This is a genomic window from Priestia sp. MDV22-iso46, from assembly GCF_058629175.1.
In genome coordinates this window covers 1,085,852-1,102,445 of the sequence record NZ_JBZVWT010000001.1, presented here as the reverse complement: position 1 = coordinate 1,102,445, position 16,594 = coordinate 1,085,852, and the positions used below count along the sequence as shown (strand labels likewise).

At 38.7% G+C, this 16,594-nt stretch carries 14 protein-coding genes; 12 read left to right on the top strand and 2 right to left on the bottom strand.

The window, feature by feature from the left end; genetic code table 11:
* Positions 1–40 precede the first annotated feature (40 nt).
* The 7 genes from xylE (at position 41) to AC4NPH_RS05705 (ending at position 7,875) form a co-directional block, all read left to right on the top strand.
* Positions 41–1,462: a D-xylose transporter XylE gene (gene xylE, locus AC4NPH_RS05735; protein ID WP_098196391.1), complete on the top strand. Its 1,422-nt coding sequence runs from the start codon at positions 41–43 to the stop codon at positions 1,460–1,462.
* 734 nt (positions 1,463–2,196) lie between these two features.
* Positions 2,197–3,135, top strand: coding sequence for a ubiquinol oxidase subunit II (locus AC4NPH_RS05730; RefSeq protein ID WP_098196696.1), 939 nt, complete (start codon positions 2,197–2,199; stop codon positions 3,133–3,135).
* A gap of 1 nt (position 3,136) precedes the next feature.
* Entirely contained in the window at positions 3,137–5,104 is a 1,968-nt protein-coding gene (gene qoxB, locus AC4NPH_RS05725) for a cytochrome aa3 quinol oxidase subunit I (protein WP_098314584.1), read from the top strand.
* A 1-nt stretch (position 5,105) separates the two neighbouring features.
* A complete protein-coding gene (cyoC, locus tag AC4NPH_RS05720; protein ID WP_098196393.1) occupies positions 5,106–5,705 on the top strand; it encodes a cytochrome o ubiquinol oxidase subunit III in 600 nt (199 codons plus the stop codon).
* Positions 5,706–6,002 (top strand): cytochrome o ubiquinol oxidase subunit IV, encoded by a 297-nt coding sequence (gene cyoD, locus AC4NPH_RS05715; protein ID WP_013056574.1) that lies wholly within the window; start codon positions 5,706–5,708, stop codon positions 6,000–6,002.
* A 147-nt stretch (positions 6,003–6,149) separates the two neighbouring features.
* Positions 6,150–6,644 carry a universal stress protein gene (locus tag AC4NPH_RS05710; protein ID WP_053487177.1) on the top strand — a complete coding sequence of 165 codons (495 nt, stop codon included), beginning with the start codon at positions 6,150–6,152 and terminating at the stop codon, positions 6,642–6,644.
* A gap of 346 nt (positions 6,645–6,990) precedes the next feature.
* Positions 6,991–7,875, top strand: a complete 885-nt coding sequence (locus AC4NPH_RS05705) for an SDR family oxidoreductase (RefSeq protein WP_013056577.1) — start codon at positions 6,991–6,993, stop codon at positions 7,873–7,875.
* A gap of 47 nt (positions 7,876–7,922) precedes the next feature.
* Here the strand turns inward: AC4NPH_RS05705 and AC4NPH_RS05700 are convergent, their stop codons facing one another.
* The gene (locus tag AC4NPH_RS05700) at positions 7,923–8,825 is read right to left on the bottom strand and encodes a COX15/CtaA family protein (protein WP_013056578.1); all 903 of its coding nucleotides are present in this window, start codon (positions 8,823–8,825) and stop codon (positions 7,923–7,925) included.
* A gap of 389 nt (positions 8,826–9,214) precedes the next feature.
* Here AC4NPH_RS05700 and AC4NPH_RS05695 point away from each other — a divergent pair, with 389 nt between their 5' ends.
* The 3 genes from AC4NPH_RS05695 (at position 9,215) to AC4NPH_RS05685 (ending at position 12,647) form a co-directional block, all read left to right on the top strand.
* Positions 9,215–10,651, top strand: coding sequence for an NAD(P)-binding domain-containing protein (locus AC4NPH_RS05695; protein ID WP_098196394.1), 1,437 nt, complete (start codon positions 9,215–9,217; stop codon positions 10,649–10,651).
* 37 nt (positions 10,652–10,688) lie between these two features.
* Positions 10,689–11,015, top strand: coding sequence for a Na-translocating system protein MpsC family protein (locus AC4NPH_RS05690; protein WP_013056580.1), 327 nt, complete (start codon positions 10,689–10,691; stop codon positions 11,013–11,015).
* Positions 11,016–11,270: 255 nt separating this feature from the next.
* Positions 11,271–12,647: an NCS2 family permease gene (locus AC4NPH_RS05685; RefSeq protein ID WP_098196395.1), complete on the top strand. Its 1,377-nt coding sequence runs from the start codon at positions 11,271–11,273 to the stop codon at positions 12,645–12,647.
* Positions 12,648–12,726: 79 nt separating this feature from the next.
* Here the strand turns inward: AC4NPH_RS05685 and AC4NPH_RS05680 are convergent, their stop codons facing one another.
* Positions 12,727–14,061, bottom strand: coding sequence for an ArsB/NhaD family transporter (locus tag AC4NPH_RS05680; RefSeq protein WP_057274839.1), 1,335 nt, complete (start codon positions 14,059–14,061; stop codon positions 12,727–12,729).
* Positions 14,062–14,535: 474 nt separating this feature from the next.
* Here AC4NPH_RS05680 and AC4NPH_RS05675 point away from each other — a divergent pair, with 474 nt between their 5' ends.
* Both AC4NPH_RS05675 and AC4NPH_RS05670 read left to right on the top strand, forming a co-directional pair.
* Positions 14,536–15,528, top strand: a complete 993-nt coding sequence (locus AC4NPH_RS05675; RefSeq protein WP_053487179.1) for a thiamine pyrophosphate-dependent dehydrogenase E1 component subunit alpha — start codon at positions 14,536–14,538, stop codon at positions 15,526–15,528.
* Between the two features lie 18 nt (positions 15,529–15,546).
* The gene (locus tag AC4NPH_RS05670; protein ID WP_098314582.1) at positions 15,547–16,581 is read left to right on the top strand and encodes an alpha-ketoacid dehydrogenase subunit beta; all 1,035 of its coding nucleotides are present in this window, start codon (positions 15,547–15,549) and stop codon (positions 16,579–16,581) included.
* Positions 16,582–16,594 lie beyond the last annotated feature (13 nt).

Sequence of the window (16,594 nt, the reverse complement as noted above, 5' to 3'; positions counted from 1 at the left end):
TGGAACTTCTACTGTGACTCTTAACTGCTTTTAACAACGCATGAAACAAAATCGAAACTCATTATATATTTTTTCTATTACTTTAGTTGCCGCTATCGGAGGGTTACTGTTTGGATATGATACAGCTGTAATATCTGGAGCTGAAGAATCATTAAAGGTGTATCTTATTGACAGCTTAGGGTTAGGATCTTTAGCACATGGTGTTACTGTATCAAGTGCTTTAATAGGGTGTATTATTGGAGGATTGATCTCTGGTTATTTTGCCACAAAACTAGGACGCAAACAATCACTTATACTAGCAGCTATTCTTTTTATAGTCTCAGCGTTAGGTGCTTCTTATCCTGAGTTTTTATTTTTTACAAAAGGGGAACCGACACTCTCTTTGTTACTAGCTTTTAACTTCTACCGCATTATAGGTGGGATTGGTGTTGGCTTAGCATCAGCCATTTGTCCAATCTATATAGGAGAAATTGCACCGGCAGATATTCGCGGCAGATTGGTATCGTTCAATCAATTTATGATTATTTTTGGAATGTTAGTCGTTTACTTCGTGAACTGGGGTATTGCAAATGGGGAAACCTTAGAATGGATTAATGATGTAGGGTGGAGATACATGTTTGCTTCAGGAGCTATTCCAGCTTTACTCTTTGCAGCACTCTTGTTTTTAGTTCCTGAAACGCCTCGCTACTTAGCTACACAGAATCAAGATCAAAAAGCTTTAGCCATACTAACTAAAATTAATGGATCTTCAGAGGCGAAATCAATTTTAGACGATATTAAACAAACAATTTCTACCAATGTTTCGTCTGAAAAATTATTGGCATATGGAAAATTAGTTATCGTTGTAGGTATACTGCTTTCTGTATTTCAACAGTTTGTAGGAATCAATGTAGCTCTATATTATGCTCCACGTATTTTTGAAAGCATGGGAGCAGCTAAAGGTTCTTCTATGCTGCAAACCATTATTATGGGATTAGTAAACGTTATTTTTACAGTAATTGCAATTTTGACGGTCGATCGTTTAGGAAGAAAACCTTTATTAATAACAGGGTCTATCGGAATGACCATTGGAATGTTCGGTGTAGCAAGCATGGCTTTTTCAAACATCATTGGTATAGGGACGCTTGTATTTATCATTATTTATACAGCTTCCTTTATGATGTCATGGGGACCAATTTGTTGGGTGCTCATTTCAGAGATTTTTCCTAATAAAATTAGAGGTCGTGCTGTAGCTATTGCCGTAGCTGCTCAGTGGGCGGCTAACTATTTTATTTCCTCTACATATCCTGTGATGATGGAATATAGCGGAGGATTAACATATGGTTTTTACGGTTTAATGAGTGTACTTTCTGCTTTATTTGTATGGAAATTTATCCCTGAAACAAAAGGTAGAACTCTTGAACAAATGGAAAATATGTGGAGAAAAAAACAAGGGGCTTCAAAGAGTAAGAAGGCCATATAACCATTGAGCTTTTGCTTAGAGGAAAGATGAATATAAAACTTTCAAAAACACCTAAACTATCTTTAGGTGTTTTTAACATGTAATCTTTATGAAGAAAGTGGATAGCTTTTTTAAAAGATATTGCTATAGTCATAAGTCTCTTTGAAAATAGAAATATAGTTTTCTTTATGAGGAGTGTTTCATCGTAAATATAAATAACGGTGCAATGAATTTACAAAAAATCTGGGGGCATCCGCTATATACGGAATATCCTAAAGAATTAAAGTATGATCATGCTTCATGGGTTCCCGCGTATCAAAATCAGAAAATGATTGATTGGATGTTTCAGTAGGTCAAACAAGCAAATCAGTAAGTGTTAAAGCTCAATACTTCATCTAGTACTTATAAAAAACTCTTTCAGTTAATAAAAACTGGAAGAGTTTTTTCTTTTATTAGGCCAGTCACAAGGCACCTTTTATTCCCTACATTTACCCAAATATGTGACGAAATTATGGTAAAGGTATTTAAAATAGATAAAAACCGATTTAAGTGTGATAAATATCACACCCTTTAACAACACAACATGATAATTTTTTAGGAGTAAGCAATATGTCATGACAAACTTCAATATGTTAGGAGGTTTTTAGCCTTTTGATCTGTTGAGATGCATCTCTAATATGAACGTTTATATACCATTATTATGTACAGAGATTTAGAGGAAGGGAGCCTGAGCTTAGGTGAGAAAGCAAAAATCAATGCATATTAGCAAGTTAATGATTCTCTCCGTATTCATCACAATTTTTTTAGCAGGCTGTGATAGTCGTTATTTGATTTTAAATCCGCAGGGGGCGGTGGCCCAAAAAGAATACCAGTTAATTATTTTTTCCATAATTTTATGCGCAATTGTTGTTATTCCTGTGTTAGGCCTGCTTGTATATATCGTTTTACGCTACCGTGATAAGCCTGAAAACAAGGCTCCGTATCGACCAGACTGGGACGATAGTAAGCGTCTGGAATTTATTTGGTGGGTCATTCCTATTATTATTATTGGCATTTTAGGTTTTGCTACGGCCAGAACAACGTATGACTTAGTGGATCCGCCGGAAAAAGATGTAAAGCCACTAACGATTGAAGTAACGTCTCTTGATTGGAAATGGTTATTTCAATATCCGGATCAAGATATTGCGACAGTCAACTATGTTGAAATTCCAAAAGATGTGCCCGTTCAATTCGTGCTAACGTCAGATGCACCTATGAATTCTTTTTGGGTACCGGAGCTGGGAGGACAATTATATACCATGCCGGGAATGGCAATGGGATTGTGGCTGCAAGCTGATCACAAGGGAGAATATTTTGGTTCAGGCGCTAATTTTACGGGTGAAGGATTTGCTCATATGAATTTTAAAGTTAAATCTACATCGACAAAAGAATTTAATCAGTGGGTAAAACAAGTGAAAGAAACCGCACCAGCTTTAACAAAAGCTGATTATAACAGTCTTGCCAAACAAGGTCTTTCCTTGGAAAAATCGTATTCTACTATTCCTAAAGGTTTATTCCAAAAAATTGTCATTAAAAACGGCGGTCAATATTATAGTCAGCATCACCATATGAAAAACGAAGACATGAAGACCATGAATGTGGCTTCTGATGAACAAACACATACACAGCACGAGCACCAGGAAGGAGGAAAATAAGTTGTTAGACAAATTAAAAGATTTTTCATCTCGTTTTTTTGTGACAGGGGAGCCGATGATTTATGGAGCAGATGTCGCCATTTTGTTAACACTAGCCGGTATTATTTTTGTTCTTACGTATCTTAAAAAATGGAAGTGGCTATGGCGTGAATGGCTCACAACGGTGGATCATAAAAAAATTGGAATTATGTATATGCTTTCTTCATTATTAATGCTGTTTCGAGGCGGAGTAGATGCACTATTAATGCGTATTCAACTAGCATTCCCTCAGTGGCATTTTCTAGATTCTAATCATTACAACGAAATTTTCACTACGCACGGAACCATTATGATTCTATTTATGGCAATGCCGCTTATGTTTGCGTTCTTTAACATTGTTGTACCGCTTCAAATTGGAGCAAGAGATGTCGCCTATCCTTTTATAAACGCGGTAAGCTTTTGGCTATTTTTCTTTGGCGCCATGCTTTTCAATTTGTCGTTCGTAATCGGCGGCTCGCCAGATGCAGGATGGTTGAGTTATCCGCCGCTTTCTGGCATGCAGTTCAGTCCTGGACCAGGTCAAGATTTTTATATTTGGGGTATTCAAATATCAGGTATTGGCAGCTTGGCTTCCGGAATTAATTTTATTATGACTATTTTAAAAATGCGTGCGCCGGGCATGAAACTTATGCATATGCCGCTATTCACGTGGTCCGTTCTAGCAAGCTGTATTATTATCATTTTCGCGTTTCCTGTATTAACCGTAACGCTTGCTTTATTGTTTATTGACCGCTTCTTTGACGGACACTTATTTACTATGACCGGCGGAGGAAATCCGATGATGTACATTAACTTAATTTGGATGTGGGGACATCCTGAAGTGTATATTGTTGTACTTCCTGCATTCGGTATTTTTTCTGAAATCGTTGCCACGTTTTCTCAAAAGAAGATATTTGGCTATAAGTCTATGGTTTTTTCAATGATGATTATTAGCGTTCTATCGTATTTCACATGGGTGCATCATTTCTTTACGATGGGTGCAGGCGCTAATGTGAATGTGTTTTTTGCTATTACGACGATGGCTATCGGAATTCCAACGGGTGTTAAAGTGTTCAACTGGTTATTTACGATGTTCCGCGGCCGTATTCAAATGACGCAGCCAATGCTATGGACAATTGCTTTTATCCCGTGCTTTGTTGTGGGAGGAGCAACGGGTGTTATGCTTTCAGCAGCTCCCGCAGACTATCAGTATCATAATAGCTACTTTTTAGTTGCACACTTTCACCAAGTGTTAATTGGAGGCGTTGTATTCGGCTTTTTTGCAGGTTTGTACTATTGGTGGCCAAAAATGTTTGGCTTTAAACTAAATGACCGTCTTGGTAAATGGGCGTTTTGGACGTGGAATATTGGTTTTTATGTATGCTTCATGCCTCAATACGCATTAGGGTTTATGGGAATGACGCGCCGTATTTATACGTACGACTTTGACATGGGATGGGGACCGCTGAACGTTATCTCTACAGTCGGAGCTTTCTTTATGGGCATAGGGTTTATCTTTCAAGCATGGCAGATTCTTCATGGCATTAAGTACGGAGAACGAGATGTAACAGGGGATCCTTGGAATGGACGTACATTAGAATGGTCCATTCCTTCACCGCCGCCGCACTACAATTTTGCAGTGATTCCAACAGTAACGGGGCAAGATGCGTGGTGGGCAATAAAAGAAGAAAGAAAAAAGAAAAAAGCGAAGGAAACAGCTGCTTTTTCTCCGATTCATATGCCTAAGAATTCAGGTATTCCATTTATCATGGCGGTTTTCTGGTTCATTGCTGGTTTTGGCTTAACGTTCCACTGGGTGTGGATGGCGATATTCGGTTTGACAGGAGTCGGAGCTTGTTTACTAGCTCGTTCTTTTCAATACAACTCGGACTATTATATTCCGGTGGACGAAATTCGACATACAGAAGATTCAGTAGGGAGGGTTGGCTGACATGGCTTATGCGACAGCGCACCACGAAGAACATCATGACGAACATGATGAAGGAATCACAGTTATGGGTTTTTGGCTTTTCCTCGTAACGGACTGCATCTTATTTGGAGCGTTATTTGCGACCTATGCCGTTCTTGTTAATCATACTGCGGGTGGCCTTACAGGAAAGGAATTTTTTGAAGTTCCAGGATTTGTTTCTGAAACGTTTATCTTATTAACGAGCAGCTTTACGAGCGGATTAGCTGTGCTGAGCATGCACAAGGGAAAAATAAAGCCTTTAATTGGCTGGCTAATCGTAACGCTGCTTTTAGGTATGTGCTTTGTTGGCCTTGAAATTCATGAATTTCAAACAATGGTTCATGAAGGAGCAACCATTTCCACCAGCGCATTTTTTACAGCTTTCTATACGCTAGTTAGTACGCACGGGCTGCACGTTTCTGTCGGCATCATTTGGATGATTTCAATTACAATCCAATTAAAACGATACGGAATTACTTCTGTAACAAAGCGAAAAGTGACGATTATCAGCTTATACTGGCATTTTCTTGATGCTGTCTGGATCTTCCTTTACACGGTTGTGTATTTAATGGGGGTGATGTAGATGGAGAACCATGGGTCGTTAAAAGCTTATACAATAGGATTTATTTTCTCGATTATTTTAACCGTTATTCCTCTGATGCTCGTATTAAACCATGTATTTGCTAAAAATATATTACTAGCTAGTATTCTAGGAATGGCCGTGCTTCAATTTTTCATTCAACTGTTTTTCTTCATGCATATTAAAGACGGAGAGAAGCCCCGTTATAATGTGATGGCTTTAATACTTGGAATCGTTTTTGTTATTACGATTGTAGCAGGGTCGATTTGGATAATGACTTTTAACTCTCAAGTTCAATAAAAATGGAGCCGTGCACTACACACGGCTCCATTTTTATTAATTTCTCTACCTTGTGATAAAAATCACATACTTTCGTTTGCGTAAGAAGTAAAATAAAAGTGTAGCAAGGAAAGTTCTTTATAAACGAAAGACAAAGGAGAGATTATGATGAATATGGCTTATCGTAACATCCTCGTAGCAGTAGACGGTTCTGTAGAAGCAGAGTGGGCATTCAAAAAAGCAGTTAACAGTGCGAAAAAAAATAACGCTCATTTGATAGTTTGTCACGTTATCGACATACAGGCGTTAAGTCCATCACCTTATGCATTCTATACGGATACACGCTTTCAAGATGCAGAGAAATTTGCTGAAGAACTTTTGACCAACTATAGCAACCTAGCCATCAAAGCTGGAGTAACGAAAGTCGAGACATTAATTGAACACGGCTCCCCTAAAACAAAAATATCTAAAAAAATTGCTCCCGATAAGCACGTTGATTTAATTGTATGCGGTGCGACGGGGTTAAACGCCGTAGAGCGCATTTTAATCGGAAGCGTATCTCAACATATTTTACGCTATGCCAAATGTGATGTGTTAATCGTTCGCACTCCTAAAGAAGCCGAAGAAGAATCAAAGCCTTTACAAGTGGAACTAACAGAGTAGCAGGACAGAAGAGAAAGAAAGCTTATTGTTCACAGCAAAATACAAAGCTCTCACCATTTATTTAAAGAGGGGGGATAAATGTATTTTAGTTGAAAGAAGATCCGAACGAGGAATCGAATTCTTAATAGAGAATTCGACTCGTTGGGATTTTTTTATTGTGATGGTGAACGTAGGTTTCATGTATGCAGCTGTTTTTAGCTGTTGATTGAAGGGGAAGGGTAATGAAAGAAAAGTGAGGATAATAGAGCACATCAAACATGTTTACTAAAGAAGAGGACGGGAAGAACAAGTATATAGAAAACTTTTCCTTAGTTGGTTAAGGTTGATTTATAAAGGAGTGACGAATATGTCAAAACTAAATAATCCATTAACTCAATATTTCCATGAAGACTATCCAAAACAGTATCAAGAACCGCCCGGTGTACAGAAAGAAATGAACGTCATCCCGGACTGCGGGGAAAACAGTTACATAGGTGCAGGTAAATTAAAAGGCAGAAAAGCTCTTGTGACGGGTGGAGATTCAGGTATTGGCCGGGCAGCAGCGATCGCTTACGCAAGAGAAGGTGCAGACGTTGCGCTTAATTACTTGCCACAAGAGCAAGCAGATGCAGAAGAAGTACAAAAGCTTATTGAAGCAGAAGGAAGAAAAGCCGTTCTCATACCTGGTGATGTAGGCGAAGAATCTTTTTGCAAAGAGCTAGTAGAAAAAGCTTATAAAGAATTAGATGGTTTAGATGTTCTAGCGCTCGTAGCTGGCAAACAGCAGGCAGTAGAAGATATTGCTGATTTAGAAACGGACCAACTGCGCAAAACCTTTGAAGTAAATGTATTCTCTTTATATTGGACCGTAAAAGCAGCGCTGCCTTATTTACCGGCAGGTGCTTCTATTATTACAACAAGTTCTGTACAAGGCTATAGCCCAAGTCCTAATTTATTAGACTATGCAGCTACAAAGTTTGCCATTAACGGATTCACTCGCGGACTAGCCAAGCAATTAGCCCCAAAAGGTATTCGCGTCAACTCCGTTGCTCCAGGACCTATCTGGACGCCGCTGCAAATCTCTGGAGGGCAGCCAAGCGACGCTATTCCAGGCTTTGGACAAGATACACCTTTGCAGCGTGCTGGTCAGCCGGTAGAGTTAGCAAATGTATACGTATTTTTAGCTTCAACGGATGCAAGCTACGTAACAGCTCAAGTTTACGGGATTACAGGCGGGATAGAACTAGCTTAACTCAAAAAAAACACGTGCAGTTATGAACTGCACGTGTTTTTTTGGTTTTATCGTCTTTTACCTTTTAAAGTCTGTACACAAATGTAGCTAAGCGTAGCGAATAACGCTGTAATAAATGCCGAGTGAGACAGTGTAGCAAAGACATTTAAACGAGACATGACAACAAAGATACCGCTGAATATTTGAGCAATGGTTAAAGCAACCGCAATGATGGACGCGTAATAAATATCACGGCGGGTTTCTTTATACTGTTTGATGGCAGATACCATAATCCAAATGATAAGAACAAACAGCACAAGAGCAGCAAAGCGGTGGGCAAAATGAATACCTGTTGTTCCTGAAAGTTTTGGAATAAGCGTATTGCCATAACAAGCAGGAAAGCTTGTACATGCTAAGCTTGCACCTTTGTGACGTACATATGCCCCTAAATAAATATCGCAGTAAGTAAACAGAAGCGTAAACCATGCGAGCCATTTAAATTTGCCTGTAACCGCTCCTTTAATAAAATGATCCGAACGGTCCTTTTGAATAACAAACATTGAAAGTAAAAATACGCCGGTAAACGCAATAAGCGAAAGACCGAAATGAAGCGCTAGCGCTTCAGCTGACTGAGGCCAAATAACTGCAGAAGCCCCGAGTAATGACTCAATAACGATAAATGCAATACTCATAATCGCTAAAATTTTCACTTCACGGTTTCTGCGGTAACGAATCCAAGCCCAAATAGAAAATGCTAAAACGAGAAGACCTGCAAATGCGGTAATCAAACGATGCGTATATTCAATCATTGTTGCTACCGCGTATTCGGGTATTAACTGCCCGTTACACAGCGGCCACTCGTTTCCACATCCTAATCCAGATCCTGTGGTTGTGACCAGACTGCCGGCAATCATTAAAATAAACATAACAATCGTTGTAAATATAGCTGTTATTTTAAATAAATTTCTCATACGTTGACTCCCTTTGCTGAGTTACTAATTATGACTATAGATTTGATGAATACGATAGTCAAGTAGTAGAGCGTAATTAACAAATAACTGTCACAAACTCGCACATGTTTACCTTAAAATTTATGTCAGAAAAGCTTTCTTCCTTAAACTTTGTAATGGTTTTTTCCCTTTAAACGATGTAAATATGCTTCCATACATAAGATATAAAAAATTATATTAGTGATTTTATACAATTTGCAAAAAAAACTTTAGAGAGAATGGAGATACAATCATATTCCAAAAGTGATAATATAAATATAAATTAAATGATGTTATAAAACCTATCATTTTGTGTTAGGTATAAAATAAACTTTTATCACGGAGAAACTTTATTGAAAGGAGAGATAACAATGAGCTTAGAAGCTTTAAATAAAAGAGTAGAAACCGATCTTTCTTACCTTTCCTTCAGGAAACCAACAGAGGTGCAGCCAATTATCCCTAAGAGCGGACACGTATACGATGTAATCATTATTGGAGGAGGTCAAAGCGGTTTAGGAACGGCCTTTGGCTTGCTGCGAGAACGCGTGTCGAATATTCTTGTTATTGATGAAAACCGTGCGGGTTTAGAAGGTCCGTGGGAAACGTACGCGCGAATGATTACGCTAAGAACGCCCAAAAACTTAACGTCTATCGATTTAGGTATGCCTTCACTTACGTTTCAAGCGTGGTGGGAAGCACAATTCGGCTCAGAAGGCTGGGAAGCTCTTGACAAAATCCCAAGAGGAGACTGGATGAATTATTTGCGCTGGTACCGGAACATTCTTAACCTTCCTGTGGCAAATGAAATAAAATTAACGTTAATTGAGCCTGCAGAAACAGGTATCCATCGCTTGCATATTGAAGGGAATGGAGCCGTGTGTCCTACACTGATGGCACGTAAAGTTATACTAGCTACAGGAATTCAAGGAGGAGGAGAATGGCATGTTCCACCTATGATTTCTGAAAAATTGCCGCCTCATCTTTATTCTCACACTTCACAAACCATTGATTTTACTACGTTGCAGAACAAAAAAGTAGCTGTTTTAGGAGGAGGAGCTTCCGCGTTTGATAACGCCAACTATGCGCTTTCTGAAGGGGTTGCTGAAGCTCATGTATTTGTTCGACGAAAAGAACTTCCCCGTATTAATCCAATCAGACAAATGGAAGCTTCAGGAATGATTGAACGTTTCCATGCTCTATCAGATGCTGAAAAATATGAAGTGATGGCTCATTTTTTCGAATACAATCAGCCGCCTACGAATGATACATTTGGACGCGCTTCCTCATGGCCAGGTTTTCATTTGCACGTACATGCCCCATGGCTCAACGTCGAGAAAAAACACGACAAAGCAGTTGTAACCACTCCTCAGGGAACGTTTACGTTTGACTATTTAATTATTAGCACCGGACTTCTAACAGATCCGGCTCTGCGTCCAGAATTGCAACTTGTTGAAAAACACATCGCCCGCTGGAACGATCATTACAAAGCACCGCATGAAATTGCCAACCCAGTATTGGATGCCCATCCTTACCTTAGTAACGGCTTTGCTTTTTTAAGTCGTAATAGGGAAGGTCAAAAAATGGTATATGGCCTTTTTGCTTTTAATTATTCCGCTTTAATTAGCTGTGGAATTTCTGCATCCGCTCTTTCAGGGCTAAAATATGCGATACCAAAGCTCGTCTCAGAAGTCGCCAATCAGCTTTTTATTGATAATCGCCATGAGAATTTAACCAATTTCTTTGACTATGATGAGCCTGAATTTGTCGGCAGCTGGTCAAAGGACAATAATCAAGCGAAAACAATATAGCAAAAACATATTTTTAACAATGAAAAAGGTGAAGCATATGGAGCCGATCTCTAAAAAGAAGATAGCTACTTTGTATACTCAAATTAGCCAAGAAATTTTTAATGTAGGCGTGAATACTCAAAAAATAGATATTATTGATAATAAAATTCTTATACTAGCTCAATCAAAAAGAATGCCGGCACTAGAAGCACTTAGTGAAGAATATAGAGAATTAGTGATGTCTCTTGATGCCGCTTTGTCGACTAAATATAAAAAAATGCTAAAGCAAAAAGTGGAGCTTTTATTTGATATCCAGGTCACTTCTTTATTTAGAGACTATGATCCTGTTACGGAGAATTCTTGTACGGTTATTTGCTTTAAATAACTTCTCTATATAAATTGCAAAACGTTCGATGAAATCGTTTGTTGTGCAAAACACGTAAAAGACGGATGCTTATCTTCTGTTTACAGAAGCAAAGAGCCGTGAAGATAGAAGGATTCCCTTCTGTTTTCACGGCTCTTTTTATAGATATTTTCATAAAAAAGAGAGGGGAAATGGTTAAAAACACACTGTTTTATAGAGGAGTTGTAAAAGCGAGTTAAAAGAAGATGAATCGAAAATTAAAGGAGTGAAAAGCAAGTGGCGATAAATGAAAAAGTTGAAACTCAGCATATGGAACTAATAAAAAAATCAGCACCTAACCCTTCATGGTTGGATAAGCTGTTTCATTTAACCGAACGCAAAACAGATGTAAAAACAGAAATTCTTGCTGGAATTACTACTTTTGTGACGATGAGCTATATTATCTTTGTTAATCCGACGATTTTAGCAGATGCAGGCATTCCAAAAGAAGCGGCAATTGCGGCGACGATTTTTGCCACTGTCTTTGCAACTCTTTTGTTTGCATTATGGGCGAACATGCCTATTGCAGTAGCACCAGGAATGGGGCTAAACGCTTTTTTTACGTATACAGTGGTATTGGGTGAAGGGTTAACGTGGCAAACAGGTTTAGGAGCCGTATTTATTTCAGGGGTTGTATTTTTTATTTTAACCATAACAGGCTTACGCAAGAAGATTATTGAAGGGATACCCGCTATTTTAAAAAGTGCTATTTCTGTTGGAATCGGTCTATTTATTGCTTTTATCGGTTTTAAGCAAGCAGGAATTATTGTAAGCAACAAAGAAAATTTAGTAGCCCTTGGTCAGCTTACAAAACCGGGCCCATTACTTGCTTTATTAGGTTTTATCGCGGTAACTGTATTAACTGCTCGAAAAATTAAAGGAGCTGCCCTGATTAGCATTTTGCTAGTATCAATTGCCGGGATGATGCTGGGCATAGTAGAAGCACCAAAAAGCATCAGCAGCGTGGTGTCGTTTTCAATGCCGAGCATATCGGAAACTTTTTTACAAATGGATATTAAATCTGCTCTTCATTACGGTCTTTTCTCTATTATTTTTTCATTTACACTTGTGGAGCTATTTGATAATTTAGGATCGATGATTGGATTATCTAAAAAAGCTGGATTAATGGATGAAAAAGGAAAAATCAAAGGGTTAGATAAAGCGCTTATGGCAGATTCTCTTGCGACTGTAGCCAGTGCTGCTATGGGATCTACCGCAATGAACGCGTATGTAGAAAATGCTGCGGGAATTGCAGAAGGAGGCAAAACGGGCCTTAAAGCACTGGTCGTTGCCATGTTGTTTTTAGTGAGCATTTTATTTACGCCATTAATTAGCATTATTCCTGCTTTTGCTACAGCGCCTATTTTAATTATGGTTGGAGCTCTCATGTTAACAGAAATCAAAAACATTCCTTTAGACGAGATAACAGATGCTGTGCCTGCTTTTTGTACCATCATTTTGATGCCGTTAACGTTTAGTATCGGCGAAGGCTTAGCGCTAGGGTTTTTATCTTATACATTCGTTAAATTGTTAGCCGGCAGGGCAAAGGAAATTCACTGGATTATGTACATCATTAGCGCCGCTTTTATTATCAACTTCGTCTGGGCTGCTTGAGGCATGTATTTACAGTAAAAAAGACTTCTCAGCTGAGAAGTCTTTTTTACTGTTCGCGTAGATTTTAATTTTTCTTCCCTTACAGAAATAAAAGATAGCGAAGGAAAATATATAACGTTGAAATTAAAAGAGATACGAGCGTGATTGGAGCTCCAATTTTCAAAAAATCCATAAACGAAAATTTATGTCCTTTTTTTACAGCCATGCCAGCTACAATTACATTGGCAGACGCTCCAATTAACGTACCATTTCCTCCCAAACATGCTCCTAGAGCCAGTGACCACCATAGTACACTGATTTGAGCAGAATCAGGGCTCATTCCCATTCCATGAGCCATATCTTGAATAAGTGGAATCATTGTAGCAACAAAAGGAATGTTGTCAATAACAGCTGAAGCAATTCCGCTAATCCACAAAATGAGATAAGCTGACAGTGCGATATTACCGTCTGTAACGTTTAACGCGCCTGCAGCCAGCTTTTTAATGATGCCTACATCGATTAATCCCCCGACAAGAATAAACAAACCAGCAAAGAAAATAATGGTTGTCCATTCAACAGAATCAAACGCACTTTCTACTTCATCATGAGTTCTTAATCCAATTACCAATAATACAGCTGCACCTGTAATAGCTACCATAGCGGCATCAATATGTAAAACGGAATGCAGGGTAAAACCTAGAATCGTTAAGACTAATACAGTTAACGATTTTTTCATTAAAACGGAATCTTGAATATAATCTTTTTCATTTAAACTCATTAGCTCTTGCTTTTTACTATCTTCTACTTTTAACTTTTTACGATAGATAAGAACAAGAATCCCCAGCGTAACAACACCGATAATCAGTACTGCAGGAGTTAAATTTAATAAAAAAGCATTAAAATCAAGGTGAGGGTTCGCTGCCCCAATCATAATATTAGGCGGGTCGCCTATTAAAGTTGCCGTTCCTCCAATATTTGAAAACAGCACTTCTGATATAAGAAAGGGAAAAGGATTAATATTCAAAATAGTAGTGATGGAAAATGTAACGGGAACAATTAATAACACGGTTGTTACGTTGTCTAAAAATGCTGATCCGACGCCTGTTAAGATTGATAAAATAACTAGAATTCGAACAGGATCACCTTTAGCGATTTTAGCAGACTTGATGGCTGCGTATTGAAACACGCCTGTTTTGTTTGTAATGCCGACTAAAATCATCATACCCATAAGAAGGACAATCGTTTCCCACTGAATGTGTTCCATAATGGCCTTATTAAAGTCAACAATACCTAACAAAATCATCAATATAGCACCTAAAAGAGCTGCCGAAGCGCGATTGATCTTTTCGGTCATAATCAAAAAATATGTAATGATAAATATAATAATGGCTGCGTATACATGAAAACTTGTAATGTGTTGAATTGCATTGTGCATAACAGTAACCTGGCGATATATCATCTAGACATCACGAAGTGTAGATGACAAAAACTTTGGATGTTTTCCAGGTTTTCACCTCATCTTTCATCGTTTAATTTACATCCAACTTTACGGTAAAACTTCTATAAAGCCTGTTTTGCTTTAACCAACCTCCTTTAGGAGCTTTAGTATTCTTCAAAATGAAGACGATTCCTTCAGCATTATATCATATTTATATAAAAGCTTTCTTGTTGATTATTCAATGCGATTTTCATCTCGCACGCTTATTATGCACCTTAAATTCAGTTTACATAATTGTTTCCTCTAAGATTGGACAAAGTTAGACAAAGTTGGAACAGTGTCCAATTTTGTCTAACTTTATGAGGCCAAATACAACAATAGATTGCTAGTATGAAGCGATTTTACTATTGGCACGGTACTTGCAATAGTAGTTAAGTGAAGTTTGATAATCAAATGAGGAGGCTTACCATAATGAAAACTGCTCAAAACAAAACAGAAAAGCTTACGAAAGAAAAAGCCAGCTGGATGTATCAGAAAATGGTAGAAATTCGAAAGTTTGAAGATGAAGTACATCAAATTTTCGCAAAAGGGGTACTGCCTGGTTTTGTTCATCTGTATGCAGGTGAAGAAGCGGTAGCGGTTGGAATGTGCGCTCATCTTAATGACAGTGACAGTATTACGAGCACTCATCGCGGACACGGCCATTGTATTGCTAAAGGCGGCGATTTAGATGGCATGATGGCGGAGCTTTTTGGAAAGGTAACGGGGTTAGGCAAAGGAAAAGGCGGATCCATGCATATCGCGGATTTAGATAAAGGAATTTTAGGAGCAAATGGAATTGTAGGAGGAGGATTTCCGCTTGCATGCGGTTCTGCTTTAACTGCTAAGTATAAAAAGACAAAAGATGTAAGCGTTTGCTTTTTTGGAGACGGAGCAGGCAATGAAGGGACGTTTCATGAAGGAATTAACTTAGCAGCCATTTGGAAACTGCCGGTTGTTTTTGTTGCTGAAAATAATGGCTACGGAGAGGCAACTCCATTTTCTTATGCTTCGAGCTGCAGTGCGATTGCAGACCGTGCCGCATCTTATAACATTCCAGGGGTAAGGGTAGATGGGAAAGATGTGATGGCAGTTTATGAAGCAGCTGCAGAAGCTATTCAACGAGCCCGCAGAGGGGAAGGTCCAACGTTAATTGAATGTGTAACGTATCGAAATTACGGACATTTTGAAGGTGACGCACAAACGTATAAATCAGGAAATGAAAAGAAAGAACATCTCCAGGAAAAAGATGCTATCGCTCTTTTTGAAAATTACTTGCTTTCAGAACAAGTAGTAACAGAACAAGAGCTTAGAGATATTGATGGTGAAGTAGAAAAAGCAGTAAAACGCGCAGTTGAGCTAGCAGAAACAAGCGATTATCCTGATGCTTCGGAACTATTAACGGATGTTTATGTATCTTATTAATTAAAGGGGGAAAAGAAAATGACTAGAAAATTAAGCATGTCTGAAGCTATTAACGAAGCTATGAAACTAGCGATGCGAAAAGATGAGAATGTGGTTCTTTTGGGAGAAGACGTAGCTGGCGGAGCGGAAATTGACCACCTGCAAGATGATGAGGCGTGGGGCGGGGTCCTTGGAGTTACGAAGGGACTTGTACAAGAATTTGGACGTGAACGAATTCTTGATACGCCTATTTCAGAAGCAGCTTATATAGGAGCTGCAATGGGAGCGGCAGCCACAGGGTTAAGGCCGGTTGCAGAATTAATGTTTAATGACTTTATTGGCTGCTGTTTAGATCAAGTGCTGAATCAAGGCGCAAAATTTAGATACATGTTTGGAGGAAAAGCTGAAGTGCCCGTCACGATTCGGACAACCCATGGAGCTGGATTTAGGGCTGCAGCTCAGCATTCTCAGAGCTTGTACGCCTTATTTACTAGCATTCCTGGCATTAAAGTAGTAGTGCCTTCTAACCCTTACGATGCAAAAGGGTTATTGTTAGCAGCAATCGAAGACAATGATCCGGTTATCTTTTTTGAAGACAAAACATTGTACAACATGAAAGGAGAGGTTCCTGAAGGCTACTATACGATTCCGTTAGGGAAAGCTGACGTGAAACGCGAAGGAACAGATTTAACCATTGTAGCAATTGGAAAACAAGTAAATACTGCACTTGCGGCAGCAGATCAATTATCTCACAAGGGAATTGACGTAGAAGTAGTCGATCCGCGAAGTTTATCACCTTTTGACGAAGAGACCATTCTTTCGTCTGTAGAAAAAACGAATCGATTAATTGTCATTGACGAAGCCAATCCAAGATGCAGCATCGCAACAGATATTGCTGCGCTAGTTGCTGATAAAGGATTTGACATGCTTGATGCACCTATTAAACGAATTACAGCACCACATACACCTGTGCCGTTTTCGCCTCCATTAGAAGATATTTATCTGCCGACACCACAAAAAGTAATTGAAGTTGTATCGGAGTTACTAGGAGATAAATCGCTTCTAAGCATGTAATTAAAGAAAAGGA

What these genes read in the sequence shown, in the direction of transcription:
- xylE (WP_098196391.1), top strand. Translation starts at nt 41, where the DNA reads ATGAAACAAAATCGAAACTCATTATATATTTTTTCTATTACTTTAGTT.
- AC4NPH_RS05730 (WP_098196696.1), top strand. Translation starts at nt 2,197, where the DNA reads ATGCATATTAGCAAGTTAATGATTCTCTCCGTATTCATCACAATTTTT.
- cyoC (WP_098196393.1), top strand. Translation starts at nt 5,106, where the DNA reads ATGGCTTATGCGACAGCGCACCACGAAGAACATCATGACGAACATGAT.
- cyoD (WP_013056574.1), top strand. Translation starts at nt 5,706, where the DNA reads ATGGAGAACCATGGGTCGTTAAAAGCTTATACAATAGGATTTATTTTC.
- AC4NPH_RS05710 (WP_053487177.1), top strand. Translation starts at nt 6,150, where the DNA reads ATGAATATGGCTTATCGTAACATCCTCGTAGCAGTAGACGGTTCTGTA.
- AC4NPH_RS05705 (WP_013056577.1), top strand. Translation starts at nt 6,991, where the DNA reads ATGTCAAAACTAAATAATCCATTAACTCAATATTTCCATGAAGACTAT.
- AC4NPH_RS05700 (WP_013056578.1), bottom strand. Translation starts at nt 8,825, where the DNA reads ATGAGAAATTTATTTAAAATAACAGCTATATTTACAACGATTGTTATG.
- AC4NPH_RS05695 (WP_098196394.1), top strand. Translation starts at nt 9,215, where the DNA reads ATGAGCTTAGAAGCTTTAAATAAAAGAGTAGAAACCGATCTTTCTTAC.
- AC4NPH_RS05690 (WP_013056580.1), top strand. Translation starts at nt 10,689, where the DNA reads ATGGAGCCGATCTCTAAAAAGAAGATAGCTACTTTGTATACTCAAATT.
- AC4NPH_RS05680 (WP_057274839.1), bottom strand. Translation starts at nt 14,061, where the DNA reads ATGCACAATGCAATTCAACACATTACAAGTTTTCATGTATACGCAGCC.
- AC4NPH_RS05675 (WP_053487179.1), top strand. Translation starts at nt 14,536, where the DNA reads ATGAAAACTGCTCAAAACAAAACAGAAAAGCTTACGAAAGAAAAAGCC.
- AC4NPH_RS05670 (WP_098314582.1), top strand. Translation starts at nt 15,547, where the DNA reads ATGACTAGAAAATTAAGCATGTCTGAAGCTATTAACGAAGCTATGAAA.